The organism is Enterobacter sp. D2 (genome assembly GCF_034427575.1).
Lineage (GTDB): Bacteria > Pseudomonadota > Gammaproteobacteria > Enterobacterales > Enterobacteriaceae > Enterobacter > Enterobacter cloacae_M.
In genome coordinates this window covers 1-14150 of the sequence record NZ_JAXQPP010000008.1, presented here as the reverse complement: position 1 = coordinate 14150, position 14150 = coordinate 1, and the positions used below count along the sequence as shown (strand labels likewise).

General features: G+C 45.8%; 19 protein-coding genes. 10 read left to right on the top strand and 9 right to left on the bottom strand.

Annotated elements, in window-relative coordinates; translation table 11 throughout:
- Positions 1-105: 105 nt before the first annotated feature.
- From SPG90_RS20755 to SPG90_RS20730, 6 genes are all read left to right on the top strand, one after another.
- Positions 106-309: a host cell division inhibitor Icd-like protein gene (locus SPG90_RS20755; RefSeq protein WP_322408305.1), complete on the top strand. Its 204-nt coding sequence runs from the start codon at positions 106-108 to the stop codon at positions 307-309.
- Positions 306-539 carry a hypothetical protein gene (locus SPG90_RS20750; RefSeq protein ID WP_322408304.1) on the top strand — a complete coding sequence of 78 codons (234 nt, stop codon included), beginning with the start codon at positions 306-308 and terminating at the stop codon, positions 537-539. The genes SPG90_RS20755 and SPG90_RS20750 overlap by 4 nt, the downstream gene beginning before the upstream one ends.
- Positions 540-544: 5 nt before the next feature.
- Positions 545-1393 carry a Replication protein repL gene (locus SPG90_RS20745; protein ID WP_322408303.1) on the top strand — a complete coding sequence of 283 codons (849 nt, stop codon included), beginning with the start codon at positions 545-547 and terminating at the stop codon, positions 1391-1393.
- 235 nt (positions 1394-1628) lie between these two features.
- On the top strand, positions 1629-2114 hold the full coding sequence (locus SPG90_RS20740; RefSeq protein WP_268206402.1) for an ImmA/IrrE family metallo-endopeptidase: 486 nt from the start codon (positions 1629-1631) through the stop codon (positions 2112-2114).
- Between the two features lie 70 nt (positions 2115-2184).
- Positions 2185-2802: a hypothetical protein gene (locus SPG90_RS20735; RefSeq protein ID WP_322408302.1), complete on the top strand. Its 618-nt coding sequence runs from the start codon at positions 2185-2187 to the stop codon at positions 2800-2802.
- Between the two features lie 44 nt (positions 2803-2846).
- Positions 2847-3767: a hypothetical protein gene (locus SPG90_RS20730; protein WP_322408301.1), complete on the top strand. Its 921-nt coding sequence runs from the start codon at positions 2847-2849 to the stop codon at positions 3765-3767.
- Positions 3768-3843: 76 nt separating this feature from the next.
- On the opposite strand, the gene SPG90_RS20725 is transcribed toward SPG90_RS20730, so the two are convergent.
- The gene (locus SPG90_RS20725; protein WP_322408300.1) at positions 3844-4242 is read right to left on the bottom strand and encodes a hypothetical protein; all 399 of its coding nucleotides are present in this window, start codon (positions 4240-4242) and stop codon (positions 3844-3846) included.
- A gap of 24 nt (positions 4243-4266) precedes the next feature.
- A complete protein-coding gene (locus tag SPG90_RS20720; RefSeq protein ID WP_322408299.1) occupies positions 4267-4659 on the bottom strand; it encodes a hypothetical protein in 393 nt (130 codons plus the stop codon).
- Positions 4660-5364: 705 nt separating this feature from the next.
- On the opposite strand from SPG90_RS20720, the gene SPG90_RS20715 reads away from it, so the two are divergent.
- The 3 genes from SPG90_RS20715 to SPG90_RS20705 all read left to right on the top strand — a co-directional run bounded on the left by SPG90_RS20715 (position 5365) and on the right by SPG90_RS20705 (position 7704).
- Positions 5365-6282: a RepB family plasmid replication initiator protein gene (locus tag SPG90_RS20715; RefSeq protein WP_050511221.1), complete on the top strand. Its 918-nt coding sequence runs from the start codon at positions 5365-5367 to the stop codon at positions 6280-6282.
- 617 nt (positions 6283-6899) lie between these two features.
- Positions 6900-7169, top strand: coding sequence for a DUF1778 domain-containing protein (locus SPG90_RS20710; protein ID WP_064790902.1), 270 nt, complete (start codon positions 6900-6902; stop codon positions 7167-7169).
- Positions 7170-7173: 4 nt separating this feature from the next.
- A complete protein-coding gene (locus SPG90_RS20705) occupies positions 7174-7704 on the top strand; it encodes a GNAT family N-acetyltransferase (RefSeq protein ID WP_268206397.1) in 531 nt (176 codons plus the stop codon).
- A gap of 221 nt (positions 7705-7925) precedes the next feature.
- Here SPG90_RS20705 and SPG90_RS20700 read toward each other — a convergent pair whose 3' ends face one another.
- From SPG90_RS20700 to SPG90_RS20670, 7 genes are all read right to left on the bottom strand, one after another.
- The gene (locus tag SPG90_RS20700; protein ID WP_232101232.1) at positions 7926-8144 is read right to left on the bottom strand and encodes a plasmid partition protein ParG; all 219 of its coding nucleotides are present in this window, start codon (positions 8142-8144) and stop codon (positions 7926-7928) included.
- Positions 8141-8764: a ParA family partition ATPase gene (gene parA / locus SPG90_RS20695; protein WP_322408298.1), complete on the bottom strand. Its 624-nt coding sequence runs from the start codon at positions 8762-8764 to the stop codon at positions 8141-8143. Before parA ends, SPG90_RS20700 begins: the two co-directional genes overlap by 4 nt.
- A 206-nt stretch (positions 8765-8970) precedes the next feature.
- Positions 8971-9357: a plasmid partitioning/stability family protein gene (locus SPG90_RS20690; RefSeq protein ID WP_049001901.1), complete on the bottom strand. Its 387-nt coding sequence runs from the start codon at positions 9355-9357 to the stop codon at positions 8971-8973.
- A gap of 43 nt (positions 9358-9400) precedes the next feature.
- Positions 9401-10360, bottom strand: a complete 960-nt coding sequence (parM, locus tag SPG90_RS20685; protein WP_047626439.1) for a plasmid segregation protein ParM domain-containing protein — start codon at positions 10358-10360, stop codon at positions 9401-9403.
- 1664 nt (positions 10361-12024) lie between these two features.
- Positions 12025-12327 carry a HigA family addiction module antitoxin gene (locus SPG90_RS20680; protein ID WP_047626395.1) on the bottom strand — a complete coding sequence of 101 codons (303 nt, stop codon included), beginning with the start codon at positions 12325-12327 and terminating at the stop codon, positions 12025-12027.
- Positions 12327-12608, bottom strand: a complete 282-nt coding sequence (locus tag SPG90_RS20675; protein WP_047626394.1) for a type II toxin-antitoxin system RelE/ParE family toxin — start codon at positions 12606-12608, stop codon at positions 12327-12329. The genes SPG90_RS20680 and SPG90_RS20675 overlap by 1 nt, the downstream gene beginning before the upstream one ends.
- A gap of 30 nt (positions 12609-12638) precedes the next feature.
- Positions 12639-12908 carry a hypothetical protein gene (locus SPG90_RS20670; RefSeq protein ID WP_322408297.1) on the bottom strand — a complete coding sequence of 90 codons (270 nt, stop codon included), beginning with the start codon at positions 12906-12908 and terminating at the stop codon, positions 12639-12641.
- Between the two features lie 444 nt (positions 12909-13352).
- Between SPG90_RS20670 and SPG90_RS20665 the strand changes: the two genes are divergently transcribed.
- Positions 13353-14150: ArdC family protein (locus SPG90_RS20665; protein ID WP_322408296.1), on the top strand; the 798-nt coding region annotated here is incomplete at its 3' end.

Here is a 14150-nt window from a genome sequence, read left to right as displayed (position 1 = left end):
GGTTCCCTTTTGCGCCGGTTTTTCCACCCCCATCAGCGTCACCGCCCTATTGAGCGTGGAAACTCAGGTGGTGACTCCTTTAAAGCAAAAGAAAGGATGCCACTCATGGCTACTATCACTACCCAAACTCACCCAGAATTCATCTGGCGCTTCTACTCCTGCCAGAAACGTCGTTATCACCTGGTCATTGCTCAGACCGAATCTGAAGCCCGTTCACAGCTTCCTGACTCACCGTGCATCTTCTCTTCCCGCTTTTCGCCTGAGCGCCCACCAGTGAACTACTGGTTCACGCAGGGGACTACCGCATGATTGATCTCAACAGTTTCCATATTGTCTCTTCAGGACATAATTTCTTCAGAACTTTTTTCATCGTGGTTATTAACCGCTTTGTTCTGCCTGAAAACCCTTTTGTCTGGTGTGGAGTGGGCGCATACGGCTATGTTGAGCGGTTTCTTGTCAGCAAAATGGTCATCTGCGTCTTCAAATCTGATCCGGACTACTACTGTAGCAGCGATTGTAGCGTTTTCTCCGCGCAGTAATAGACATGTCCCTGCCCTATGGCAGGGGCTTGAGTGCTTTTGATTTGAAGATTGGGTTTTACATGAGCAGAGCTACTAATTCAGCAGCCTTTAACGGCTACGAGCTGGCGTTTGTCGTCGGGCATTCTCGCTTGTCGCGCAGCACTGGGCACATTCTGGCACAATGCGCTAATCTTGCTGCCTGCACCAGCGACTATTTCATTCACAAATCGCACCGTTCGATCGCAGAGGAAACTGGCTACAGCGTTTCAACGGTCCTGCGAGCTTTCCGTGAGGCGGTTAGTCGCGGTCTTTTGAGTTGTACCGTCGTTGTTGATGAACGTACAAACGCGAGGAAGGCTAATCTGTACCGGTTTACACCAGGCTTTCTGGCGTTCGTGTCGCGCGTGAAGGAAAAACTGATAAGCGCAGGGCTAAAGATTTCGTCACCGGTGCGTAAGCTGAAGCAGCTGGTAGATCAGGTTTTTGCTTTGTGCCCCCCCTGTCAAAATGAGCACCCCTCCCCTTGTCAAAATGACAGAGCTAAGAATAAGAGAACATCTTCAAGAACAACAAAAAGAGATATTCAGGGTAAGCCGAAAATGCTGTCGCCGGTTGTCACCAACAAGCAACTGTCGCATGCCATAGCTGCGTCAAAAGCTGCCGCAGCTAACGAACGCACTCAGCTGGTCAACCAGTACCGCAACCAGCAGCATGAAGTAATTGAGCGCCAAGCGCGAAAATATGCATACCTGCAGCATCGGAGGGATAACGATTTGCCTGGGAGCAGTGACTTCAGTAATGAGCCTCGTACAGGGCGGCTGAAGGATGCGATGGAAGCTCTCAGATTAAGGCAGTTGGAACGCCGCCTATAGTGCCGAAAGGGTTCAAATGCGGAATAACAACCAACAGCATCAGACATACAGACAGCGTTCTTTTGGCCTATATTTAAAGCATAGATCTTGACAAAGGCTTTAATTGTAAAGAAAAAAAACTACAGATTGTAGTAACTGGTTATGATAATATTGCTTTCTAATAGAATTGAACGTTGGTGTTCTTCATTTTGAAGTAACCACGTTTTCTGAAACCCACTTAACGTAGGAGGCAACCATGAACAATGCAGTTGAATCTGTGCTCAATCGTTATTGGGATCGCCTGCTGCCAGTAGATCCCCAGAAAATCGCTGAAGCATGGGGTGCCCGTGTAGAAGCAATTGAGGACTCAGAGTTCGATAACACTGGGTTCAGCGGTATTGCTGTGCTTAAAAATAAAGTACCGCGTATCTACTTTAATCCTAAAGACCATCCTAACCGTCAGCGCTTCACTATCGCGCATGAGTTAGGCCACCATGTTCTTGGCCATACCCAAGACGGTGAAAAGCATCGCGATATCGTTGAGAACTACTCAAGCGGCGCAATGGATATTCGTGAAATTCATGCCAACAAGTTTGCTGCTCAATTGCTGATGCCTGAACAGGCAATACGGTTCTACATTACGCGTAAAGGCGTAACCACAGCTCTTGGTCTAGCTAAAATTTTCAACGTCTCAGAAGCTGCTATGCAATGGAGACTGAGAGAGATTGGACTAACTCACTAATCTCTTCCCACTGTAATGATTTAGCGTTATAAATCACCATCATGAACTCATAAATGATGGTGATTTTTTTATGTCAGCCCCAACAGATCCCGTAGATTTTTCCGCGCCAGGGGCGCAGGAGCCGCAACCATCGCCAACAAAACCAGCAGATAAAGAAGAAGAGAAAGCAGTTGTTCCGACTCCCCTTTCCCCACCTTCAGATGAATATCTGCGGCAAGAGGAAAGGAATGATTTAGAACGTCGAGTAATGCGTTACTGCTTGTTTGCAGTCATGATGTTCTTTGCCATTTTCTTCTTAAGTTGTGGGCTTTTCTTTGCCTTGAAAGTTGGAGATGGACTACTGCTTGCCAAGCAAAGTATTGTTACCGTGCTCACTTCAACTTCACCTGATGTTTCGCATTGCGTCATTCCAGTAAAATGTGTCCCAGGGCCTTCAAGAGGAATAACTGAGGCTGTCGCCAATCTTAATGCTGATTGGTTTTCCGCTAGCTCCCTGATAATGCTAGTGGCGTTCATTTTGGGTGTAGGCTTAACGCTCATACTCACTTTGCTGAAATCAGCATTCCGCCATCCAACTGATAATACATCTAAAGATGAGTCAAACCAGACCTCTTTAGAGTTAGCTACCCCCCTTAGCGAATTAATTTCGGTTATAGCTTCATATCTTAAAGATAAGTTCTCTAAATAAAACACAGTTAACCCCGCTCTTGCGGGGTTTGATAAGGATATATTTTGAGCGATATAACAATCAACCAATTAGTTCAAGAAATAAAAAGTAAAAGAAATGATTTAGAAGCCACTCGCAATATTTTTAATGCCCAAAGTTCGACAATTGAATTTGAAATTTTCGATAGAGATCACTGGAGTCACTTCGCGTTCAATGACTCCATAATTAAGCTCATTTTACTTACGGAGAATAATTTTAATGCAATTGAAACATTTAGCTTAGTTTCTACATCTAGATATATTTTAGAATTGAGCATTAGATTAACCCTAATCGCACAAGATTCTGTTTACGGTTTAGAGTATTACGGTCGACTCCTTAGGGACCAACTTCAGTATTGGACAGGGTTGAAAGAACAACTAAATAGAGAGATTGTTTTTTTACATGAAATGGAAGAAAAGGAACGAAAACTACATCATGACAAACTACTTGAATACTCTAAAATTGAAGATCCTGAGTTAAAAGAAAAGTTTGGAGTAGCACTCACTCCTGATGTTTTCAATACCATTGATAACATGGCTTCACGTAAGTTCTCTATACACGCCGCGCAAGCGCGAACAAATGGATATGGCTTTCAGGCTCATTTAATACAAAAGAATCAACTCCCAGAAGTGGAATCATCTTTAGAAACAGTTAAAAAGGATATTGAAAAGTTTAATTCTTCAGTTTCAAGTGATGTAAAGCAACTCTTAAGATATTGGAATTGGAAAGACTACGCAACTGAAACAAATCATGCTGAAGATTATGATTATATATATACATTTACAAGCAGAATGCTACATGCAGTACCAGTGAATATAACTACTAATCATCCATTTTTAAGCAATGATGAAATGATTATTTTTTTAAAATACATCAACGTGAAAATTGCAGATATCAATGAATTAGCGAATACATTTATAAGTAATTCAAAGATAGGAAAAATTTAACGCCATGAAACGAAACGAACTCCGCCTATGTGCAGAGTTCGTTGTTTCTATGAGCTTTACTCCAGTTCCCAGGACCCTATCTTCTCCAGTGTTGATTTCGTGCGAGGCATTTTCCCTTAGCAGGATTCATGATGCTGCAGTTGGTCACGTTAGCGGCTCTACGTGGATCATTATAAGCTGTAAGCCATTGGCTATTTAGCTTGGCATTCCCATCGAAAATAGACATTTGATACTGGGTATAGGATCCACCCATTTCGGCGTAAAGCCTGAAGTTGACGACCGCGCCATTAGTGACACTTCGAATCTCCAGAACATCCGCTTTAGTCTTGTCGACAAACATCGCATTGCTACTCTTATAAAGCGAAAGCGTTTTGTTTCCGCAGGCAAACTTATAAACATTTTCACTTGCCTCTGCCCACGAAGAAACCGCTACAAAGGAACTCAATAACACTGTTAAAACTGCTACTTTTTCCATCTTTTGATTCTCCTTAACCATTTTTTAGGAACCAATTTCAGTCTGGACAGCGAAGATATCATCGGCCATGTAGGCCCCATGAGAGTCAGCCTGTTTGCGGAAGTGCGGGATCATCTTTTGGACACAGGTTTTGTCGATGGCTTTTGGCTTTTTTACGTATTCTTTTGCATAAAGCTTTGCGAACGCAGATGTATCTTTCTTTGTGGTCAACCCATGATTGATATGAAATTCTTGTCCTCCATCTATCGTATAAAGACTTGTAAGCGGCATTAGGATTTCACCCATCCCTGGCCTTTCGTAAGCCTCGAAAAGTCCATATCCGTTGTTAGCAATTAGAGCGAGCGTGTCTATATTGCAGAGTATCCAGCTCTTTGCATTGCTTTCGCCGTTAAGGTTGAGGTGTATCCAAGAAGACAAAGGTCACCATCTATTTTCTGTTTCTGGCAGTAGGGTTGCATTCCTTCAGCCAGTTCAAGTTGAGATGGAAAATAGCTCGCCACTCTTTGTCCAGCTCTGATGTCGAGGGGGAGTGGTGCTGATAGAGCTTAGGAGATTGGTAAGGCTAAAGCTACAGCGCCCAGAAGTAGTTGTTTGTGGTTGAAAAACATTAAAAATAAAAGCCAAGGAATTCTAACAAAGATGAACGGTCAAAAAATTAGATGGGTCAATTTGTAACCTAAAGCAGGCGCTTTCCCTAAGGAAAATTGGCTTCGTTTCAGTTACGTTTAATGAAGAGAGCACTGTTAGCCAGTTGGCGTGATGAGGGAGATCGGTTAGGTATGCAGAACATTCTTAGATGTTTCCTATGGTTACGTTGTAGTTATTCACATTATCCACAATGTAGATCCAATAATCAGATCCCTTAAAGATCCTAAATTGATCCTAATAGTACCAAATAGATCCCGGTACGCTGAGAGCCGCGCCAGCTCTGGTCTGAGAGCCATTTTTTGTGTTTGTAATCCGGATAAACGTGTTTATAAAGCGGATAAATATGTTTGTAAACCGGATTAATGTGTTTACAAAGCGGGTGAACGTGTTTATAAATCGGTTTTACTGTGTTTACAAACCGGATCCGTGGCTGAAACAAGATCGTAGCCGCTCGCACCTGTGGATATACGCTCTATGTCTAAGAAAGAACAGGAACTTTCTCTCGAAACAGTGTTAGAGGTCATTGGGGAAAATAAGAAACTCATCCCCACAAAAAACGCTACCGTCCAACCAGTTGCTTTGATGCGCCTCGGGCTATTCTTACCCTCTTTGAAACGCAAGGGTAAGGATACCGGTAATATCAACATTGATGCCAGCAAAGAACTTCAAAGCCTGGAGCTGGCCCGGGCTGAAGGTTATACCGACATTCGGATCAGTGGCCCACGTCTGTCTATGGAGACTGATTTTAAGGTTTGGGTTGGGATTATCCTCGCGTTCTCTAAATATGGCCTCAATGGAAACACTGTAGAGCTTCCATTTAGCGAGTTCGCGACCTTTTGCGGTTATCTCCCCAAGGACAAGGATAAAAGCCTTAGAACGCGTCTGGCGGACTCTCTGGCCCGCTTGCGTGGGACGACGATCCGCTTATCGTCCGAGAGTGATAAACAAGGTGTCGTGTCCGGTTTGTTAAGTCGTGGTAAGTGGGATGAAGTAAAAGACACGATGGTACTCATTGCGGATGAGTCGCTTTGGGAGCTCTACCAGTTTGATCGGCAGGTTCTTATTCAGATGTTTATACTCCGGCAGTTGGCCAACAAAGGTACTGCACAGGCTCTTTATACGTTCCTGGAAAGTTTGCCCGAGAAGCCGATTCCTCTTTCGTTTGCTCGTATAAAGCGGCGTCTGATGCTTACTTCACCTAATAACCAGCAGAACCGGGTTATTAACAAGGCGATAGATGAGTTGAAAGCTGTTGGCTACCTTGATGGTGATGTTGTGAAGCGTGACGGTGAATGGCACTTACTCATAGCTAGCCGGACGCCACGCCCGGATATCAAGACAGTGCCAGGTGGTTATAAAGCGGATAAGAAAAACCAAGACGAAGACGAGTAACCCAAACATGTGTTTATAAGGCGGATGACCTCACGTTTTGGCTTAGTAGGGAGGGTTTTTAAGCCCTTCAAATAGCCTTGTCATCCGCTTTATAAACACGAATGCAGTGATATCCATCTCTTTAGCTCTCCCCCCGCTGTCTGAAAATCCGGTTTATAAGCACGCTCAACGTTTGTGTTTATCGATCCGCTTTATAAACACGATCCGATTTATAAACACACTTCTGCTCCATGCCTCTCTGTGATCCGGATTACAAACACAACCGCTTTACAAACACACTTCAACTCCGAAAAAACTTGCGAGCACCTTCGTAAATCACACATCCCATTAAATCTCCAGTTCATTAAGGTTCTAATGAGGTTTTTTGGGTATTTACTTCAACGGGGATCTGGTCACAGCAACTACAACATTTCGTACGATAGCTGCCTTTGAATACAACTTGTAGTTGATAGTTCCATTTACCGCCCTTATTATCTATGTACGGTAAAATGCCGTACATATTTTGATTTCTGGCAATTTACAGGTGATAAGCCTAGACAAATTTAAGAGCAATCGGCTCGCACGTAAAAAGGAGTTGACCGCCCTTTTTACATCACGGGTGTTCGAGGAGAATGACCATGTCAGCACTGAAGAAACAGCGCATCGATCTTAGATTAAATGAAGACGATAAGAGCATGATCGAAGAAGCCGCGGCAATGACTAACCAGTCAATTTCACAGTTCATGGTTAGCACTGCCTCTGAACGTGCAGCGGTAATTATTAACCAGCACCGCCGCCTGACCCTCAACGAGGAGTCATGGAACGCGGTTATGGAAGCGATCAGTAACCCGCCAGCACCGAACGACCGACTGAAAAAAGCTGCTAAGCGTCTCCAGAATTTGGAGTGATAACATGCGAGGTTTAAAGGTAGAAATTTTTTCTGAGGAAGTTGAGTATGATGTAAGCAACTTCGATTGCGGTGAAGAGTATCTTAATACTTTTCTCACAGACCATCTGAAACGCCAACACATTGGCAAGTTTTTGCATGGTTATGTGCTCGTCACGAGAGAGGAAAAACCTCGGGTTTTGGGGTACTACACATTGTCTGGGAGCTGCTTCGAAAAAGAGTATTTCCCGAGCAAGACTCAGCAAAAACGTGTGCCCTATAAAAACGTTCCCAGTGTAACGCTGGCGCGTTTGGCAATTGACAGTAGCATTCAACGTCAAGGGTATGGAGAAACGCTTGTAACACATGCCATGAAGGTTGTGTATCACGCATCCCAGGCAGTAGGAATACATGGAATGTTTGTTGAAGCTCTCAGCGACGACGCCAAAAAATTCTACCTTGGCCTTGGCTTCATCCTGCTCAAGCGCGAAAATAGTAACGCCCTCTTCTATCCAACCAAATCGATAGAAGAATTATTCGAAGCCCAAGACGAATAAACAGAAGCCCCGCTAGTCGGGGCTTTTGTTTTATCTTAACAGCATAAGATTCAGGAATTCTATAATCCAATAATCATATGATTATGTGTTTGTGAGATTATGTTTTATGCCCTGCCTTTCAGCCAGTCCCTTACCAACTTAGTTACGACGTCCGTCATTTCAAAGTCATAACACCATAGAATTCTATGATTAAATACTCATGTACTCATGTGAGCATATGTTTATGCCCTGCCCTTTAGCCAGTCCCTTACCAGTTGAGTGACAACGTCAGTCATTTCAACGTCATCATCGACGCAAGCCTTCTTGAACTCCTTATGGAGATCTTCAGGGATGTTCATCTGCAGTCGTTTAGTGATGACTGACGGCTTCATTACGGCGTCAACGGCGGCTGGCGTGGCACGGTTCTGGCCAAGTTTCATTTTCATAGCGGGCTTGCTCATGCAGTAATCTCCAGAATTTCGTTCGTCAGTACATCAATCTCACCTTTTGCTGCGCCGTCATCCGTATCGAATACGGTACTGCCATCGAGCATAACTTTTACGTAAGCCTGACGCTGAGAGATAGACGTTCTGAAGGCTGGGACGCCAGTGTCTTCGATCGAGTCTTTAAGGACAGAAAGCATTTTGCTGTGCGGAATTTTCTTGGTGATGAGGAAGCGAGCTTCCACCGGTTGTAAGTCCTGACGAGCCTCAATAACTGCCAGAATTGCACCGCATGCAGCAAAGTCCAGTGGCGATGGGGTCACAGGGATAACGACCAAATCGGAAACCATTACCGCTGCAGAAGAAATGGCGGAGATAGCGGCTGCACCGTCAATGATTACATAATCATATGATTTTAAGGATTTGCGTACCTGGTAGACCTCTTTCTCACTGGCCGCTTCGGTCAGGTCAAATGCACACTTCTCTTCATCGAACCAGTTACTGATGCTCCCCTGGGGATCAGTATCTACGACGGCAACAGAGAACCCTTTGCGCTGGATAGCCGTAGCAATGTTGATAGTCGACGTCGTTTTACCTACACCGCCCTTCCCATTCAGAATCGCGATAATCTTAGCCATACACCCTCACATGATTGTTTGACTATATGATTATGTAATCATTTGAGTGTTTGCATACATAATCACACTGTGTGTGTGAATATTAATCGGCGAGCATGAGCAAAGCAACATGGAATCATGTGTGCATGGAATAAAAAGATTATATGATTTTGTAATCATATAATCTTTTACTCATAGGGGGCATCCCTTGGACGAGCTGCTGGAGGTTAGTCTGGGAGCAAGTTGCGTAGGTTCCTGGCAGAGCCGATCGTTTTGGAAGACTCTTCGGATTTTACTACTTGTGGCTGTAGCGATAGGTCCATGCTGAGGAAAGCTCTAAGAACCGCTTCAATCTCTGTACCAGTTACTCCCGGCTTGAGCATTGAAGCCAAAACTGCTGGCAGTCGGCTATCGACTTCAGCGAGCGCCAGACCTGCAAGAGAAAACTGTCGCATGTGATCTTGGGTTTCACCCGGCAACTCGCTGAGTTTGTCAGCGGCGTATTGCTCATTAACAGCTTTTGTCGGGCGAAGGTAGAAACGAATGTCTTTACGTACTTCTGCTGCAGACGTGTTTTTACGTCCAGGAGCCTTACGCTCAGTTTTATCCGTCAAGTTGACCTCCTCTAAAAAAGGGGGGCTTTTAGCCCCTCATTTCTTATCCTATAGCCTTCAGCCCGGTGACCAAGTCAAACTGCGGGTCGTTCGAAACGAAGAAGCGATCCTGCCGGATAGAAGTGTTATCGCGAATTGCGTCCGCAATTAACGGTGCTCCGCCGCCAATGACCATAATATGTGTATAACCATCAAAGTCTGCTACAACGTCAAGGACGCGGCGCTGCAGGCGAGAGATGGCTTGAGTCATGGCCTTTTTGACATCATCGAGAGCTTCAATCTCGTTGATATTATCGGATAGATAAGCATCATCATGACGATTAATGATCAGATTATCGACGTTAAAGCTGGATGTTTTTGTCTCTGCGCTAGCCAAAGCCTGTTTAACGGCTGATGTTACCAGTGACACACCCAGTTCCGAGTTACCATAGACACGAGAGATTCCCGTCATTTTGCCCACAACCAATGACACATCCAGTGTCGTGCCGCCAAGGTCGATGATAAGCATAGAATGAGATGTGCTTAGTTCGTCTGCCAGACCAACACCTGCTGGGATAGACTCAGGGCGAACCGTTACTTTTTCTATTATAAAACCTGCTTGCTTATTAAGCTCAACCGCGCGCATCAGGCTTTCTTTTTTGCGGTTGATGTTATCCATATTCGGTTGCGCATCTGTATCGAAAAATTCTGCTAGTGGCAGAGTCACTACGATTTCAACTGGCTGAGGAGCAATGCCACTGGTATGAAGCGCATGATGCACAGCAATAACGTTTAAAGGACTGTACTGCCACGAGACATTGTTCGTTTCAAGAGCTGAAGGGCTAACCAAGTCATAAGAGTATTTCTCGCCATCAAGAACGTAGTTATAAACCTTCCCTGAACCGAAACTTGCAGACCAGCCTCGTTTGAAACTATTAGGGCTAATGTGTCGGCGTTCGGTGCCGTCAGAATCAGTCCAAAGCATTTTGATGTTGGTAGAGCCATCATCCATAAAAATCTTCATCGTTTCACTCCCGAAAATTTTACATACGCACATTTGCGTCATATGTGCGGCAATTTTGAGTATGATTTGTAATTTAGCAAACATTACCAGTGCTGTACATCTGTTCTTGCGTCATATTTGCGGATTGGTTCTTTCTTGAACCCACTTCATGCGGCATATCTGCGGCGTAAAAGTGATTGTGTTGTAAATCACTTACTCTATGAGATGGCGGGAATATGTAGGAAGCTGTTCGGATGCAATAGCATCAAAAGATTTGATTTGCTCTGGCCACGGTAGTTTTCTGCCGCTACATGTTGCGTAGGTTATCCCGTGGTTAAAAGCCAATCTTAGTGTTTGGGAATAAATTACCTGAGCACAACTACGGCAACTTTGCATAACGTTGAGTTGCTATGCCACAAGGGCATGGTTCTGAATAAGTGGTCAAGGGGGAGTCTGAGTTGGTGATACCATGCTCTGTGGTTTAGTTAGAGCTATGGGCGGCTATCCTCAATACATCCGGCCTGGTTATGACTAATTCTGTGACTTACAGCATTACATCTGTCAGTGCATCAGAAGGCATTGTTGATATGCTCACATAATCATATGATTATGTGAGCGCGTCACTATTCTTTAGGGTAATACATTTCAGAGATTGCTCGCATCACAGAAACGATGCTTTTTATTACCGAATCGAGACCCTACTGACGTTATGCCTTGCGCGGTCGACTAAAACACGCATGTGTAAATGAAAGAATACCCAACATACTTGTTTATTATGGTCGATCAGTGTAATTGGCAAACAAGCTTGTGTCCGTTACGAAGTGTAGGCTGCAGTAAATGATTCTGTGATTAAATGAGTATGAGATTATATGATTATAGAATCGTGAAATCACGTAAGCAAAGGAGCCTGTGAGTACGAGATGATTTGAGTTTATAAGCAACATCTAGTTTCTCGATATCTGATTCAATAATGAGCTATCGCACACCTTCATTCATTTTCCCGTTGCAATGTCCTGTTGATCGGGTACGCACATTTCTCCGTAATGAGGAATGTTGCCGTTACCGCAATTGGCACTTTCTTGAGGGCCCTCTGCTTAGTCATCTGAGCATTTTAAGAATCGCGGAGAAGGGGAGGGACGTATCGGCATCGAGAATTTTTTGGCGCCTAACTTTAGTGATCCACATAATTTGGCCACCTTAACAAAGGTAATATGCTCATCTCTGGACATGACAGTAGCCTCAATGAAAAGAAGAAGTTTCAATGCATCATTTAAACGCGAATCCGTTTAAGTGGCCCTGGCCATAACTACACCGTTGCAGAGACTGCCAGCGCTATGGATATCGACTTTCTCAAACGGGTGAAATGCATTTATCTGGGAAAAACCACAGGTTCTCGCAACGTACAATATGTTAAATAGAGCGTTTTTTTACAAAAAACTGCTGCTGCGGCTTCGAATATTTGACGCAATCTTACATACTTGGTGGGAGCTGACCCTGCGGTGCGAACTGAGGAACGCTCACATTTAAGTGAAGCAAAATTCCAAGATCATCGCCGGTTTCTAAAGCATTCGACCAGCCAAAATCCAAAGCCTCAGCAATGAACCAATCTTTTGCGTGAATAAAAAAGCCCCGCTTTAGCGGAGCTTCCTCTATGAGCAGTGATGAAGCTCTAATAAGGGCTTATATTAGTGTACGGCTACGTCACTTTTAACTGTAACCGGCACCACATGGGAGAGGTCGATCTCCTTACGGGCGCGGCTAAGGTCATAGGTCGCTTGCATTGCCAGCCAGAGTCGAGCTGCAATGCCTAAACCGGCCTCAAGTTTCAGTGCCATTTCAGGACTGATCGCCGCTTTACCAGCCGAGACTTTACTCAGCGCAGAAGGGGAAACGTCGAGGTTACGGGCAAGGGCGCGTAAGCTGATTTCGTTATCCTCCAGGTATTCGGTAATCAATCCCCCTGGGTGTGGGGGGTTGAACATCGTCATTAATGGTAGTCCTCCAGATTCAGTATGTAGGCATCACCATCGATAAACTCAAAGGTGATTCGCCAGTTCGCCCGAACGGTGATCGCATAAAGATTCTTCTTATCGCCTTTCAGTGGGTGAAATTTGAACCCTGGATAGGCGCGGAAATCTTCTGTTGTCGTCGCTTCGTCTAACATCAGGAGACGGATTTTTATTCTCTCCACATCCTTTGCCTGTACTCCGCTCGGATCGTCGTTCTCAAAGAGCTTTTGTAGCCCTTTGTGCTTGAAACTTTTTATCATTATTGATTCCCTGTTTCTCGACAGGAAACATTATAGCACATGTTTCTCTTTGAGAAACACTTTTCTGAAAATAACTTGTGATACTGAGGAAGGTGCAAAGCCAAAAGAAAAAATGTACTTAAAAGATATGTAGACCGACACATACGTTTCTATCCGCTGGTTCGCCCGGCGGGGCGTCCAGTGCCAGTTGAACTTGTGCAGGTCTTGGACAAAGGCAGCGGTTGTGACGGTCTGACGGCCATCCTGTTCGCGGGTGATGGCCGCACGCCAGGCAGCGTCAATTTCATAGCGTCGTGGCATCAGATTCACCTCCTTATGCTGTGTATATATACGGCATAAAGGACGGTGAAACTACTGCAAGTGATGGGGGAGTGCCGGTCAGAACGTCCCCGAAAACAAACCGCCCCCGGTTTCAGGAAGGGCGTACTGACCGGCAGCGGTAGTGTAACACCACGCGTACAAAGGCAGCACTGATGTCGTCAGTGCTTTTTTACCCGTACTCCCTGAGCTGAAGGGCAGTTTCACCCGTGCAGCTAAAGGGGCTGTAAGTCCGGGTGTGCACATCGTCATTCTCTCCTGTGAAGACTTTCTCCTGCGCATCAGCTTCCGGTAATCGTCCCCCGTCACAACCTGGTCAGCAAGGGTAAATGGCACGCTGCGCGCCCCTGCTGACCAGAACGACTCCGGGCAGGCCGAACCGTCAGGCGATACGAAGACGAAATTCACACTGACGGAGAAACAGCCATGACGATGAACCTGCACACCCAGACAACAGCCCCTAAAGCTGCACAGGCGACCAGCGTATCCCCGCTGGAGCAGTCAGGCTCCTCAAAAACGAAATTTTCCAGGGGCAAAGCACGCGCGGGCGCGGTAAAAACAGACCTGTACCAGACCGTCACGGATGGCATCATTGCCGCCCTAGAAAGCGGTGTTAAGCCGTGGGTGTGCCCGTGGGTTCGCAACGGCGAAGCGGCGGGATTACCGGCCAACTTCAGCACCGGCACGGCCTACAGCGGGATTAATATCATGCTGCTGTGGTGCAGTGCGGCCAAACAGGGATTCCAGGACTCTCGCTGGCTGACCTACAAACAGGCGCAGGAGCTGGGCGGTCAGGTTCGCAAGGGTGAGCACGGCACGACGGCCATTTTTTTCAAGACACTGGAGAAAGAGGACGAGGACGGGGAAATCGAAAAAATCCCGATGCTGAAAAGCTTTACCGTGTTTAATGTGGAGCAGATCGACGGGCTGGCCATTAAGAGCGTGCCGCAGCCGGTGACGGAATTTGACCCGCTGCCGCAGGCGGAAGCCCTGATAACCCGGAGCGGGGCAAAAATCACCGAGCAGGGCGTAAAGGCGTTCTATCGTCCGGCCACTGATGAAATCATCCTGCCGGAGCGGTTCCGCTTTGCGGACGCGGCGAACTTCTACGCGACCGGCCTGCATGAGCTGGTTCACTGGACGGGGGCCGCGTCCCGCCTCAATCGCGAAAAAGGCAATAAGTTTGGCTCTGAGGCGTATGCGTTTGAGGAGCTGATCGCGGAG

Excerpts from the sequence above, each read along its gene's own strand:
- SPG90_RS20755 (WP_322408305.1), top strand. The coding sequence starts at position 106 with ATGGCTACTATCACTACCCAAACTCACCCAGAATTCATCTGGCGCTTC.
- SPG90_RS20750 (WP_322408304.1), top strand. The coding sequence starts at position 306 with ATGATTGATCTCAACAGTTTCCATATTGTCTCTTCAGGACATAATTTC.
- SPG90_RS20745 (WP_322408303.1), top strand. The coding sequence starts at position 545 with ATGTCCCTGCCCTATGGCAGGGGCTTGAGTGCTTTTGATTTGAAGATT.
- SPG90_RS20740 (WP_268206402.1), top strand. The coding sequence starts at position 1,629 with ATGAACAATGCAGTTGAATCTGTGCTCAATCGTTATTGGGATCGCCTG.
- SPG90_RS20735 (WP_322408302.1), top strand. The coding sequence starts at position 2,185 with ATGTCAGCCCCAACAGATCCCGTAGATTTTTCCGCGCCAGGGGCGCAG.
- SPG90_RS20725 (WP_322408300.1), bottom strand. The coding sequence starts at position 4,242 with ATGGAAAAAGTAGCAGTTTTAACAGTGTTATTGAGTTCCTTTGTAGCG.
- SPG90_RS20715 (WP_050511221.1), top strand. The coding sequence starts at position 5,365 with ATGTCTAAGAAAGAACAGGAACTTTCTCTCGAAACAGTGTTAGAGGTC.
- SPG90_RS20710 (WP_064790902.1), top strand. The coding sequence starts at position 6,900 with ATGTCAGCACTGAAGAAACAGCGCATCGATCTTAGATTAAATGAAGAC.
- SPG90_RS20705 (WP_268206397.1), top strand. The coding sequence starts at position 7,174 with ATGCGAGGTTTAAAGGTAGAAATTTTTTCTGAGGAAGTTGAGTATGAT.
- SPG90_RS20700 (WP_232101232.1), bottom strand. The coding sequence starts at position 8,144 with ATGAGCAAGCCCGCTATGAAAATGAAACTTGGCCAGAACCGTGCCACG.
- parA (WP_322408298.1), bottom strand. The coding sequence starts at position 8,764 with ATGGCTAAGATTATCGCGATTCTGAATGGGAAGGGCGGTGTAGGTAAA.
- parM (WP_047626439.1), bottom strand. The coding sequence starts at position 10,360 with ATGAAGATTTTTATGGATGATGGCTCTACCAACATCAAAATGCTTTGG.
- SPG90_RS20680 (WP_047626395.1), bottom strand. The coding sequence starts at position 12,327 with ATGACGATGTTCAACCCCCCACACCCAGGGGGATTGATTACCGAATAC.
- SPG90_RS20675 (WP_047626394.1), bottom strand. The coding sequence starts at position 12,608 with ATGATAAAAAGTTTCAAGCACAAAGGGCTACAAAAGCTCTTTGAGAAC.
- SPG90_RS20670 (WP_322408297.1), bottom strand. The coding sequence starts at position 12,908 with ATGCCACGACGCTATGAAATTGACGCTGCCTGGCGTGCGGCCATCACC.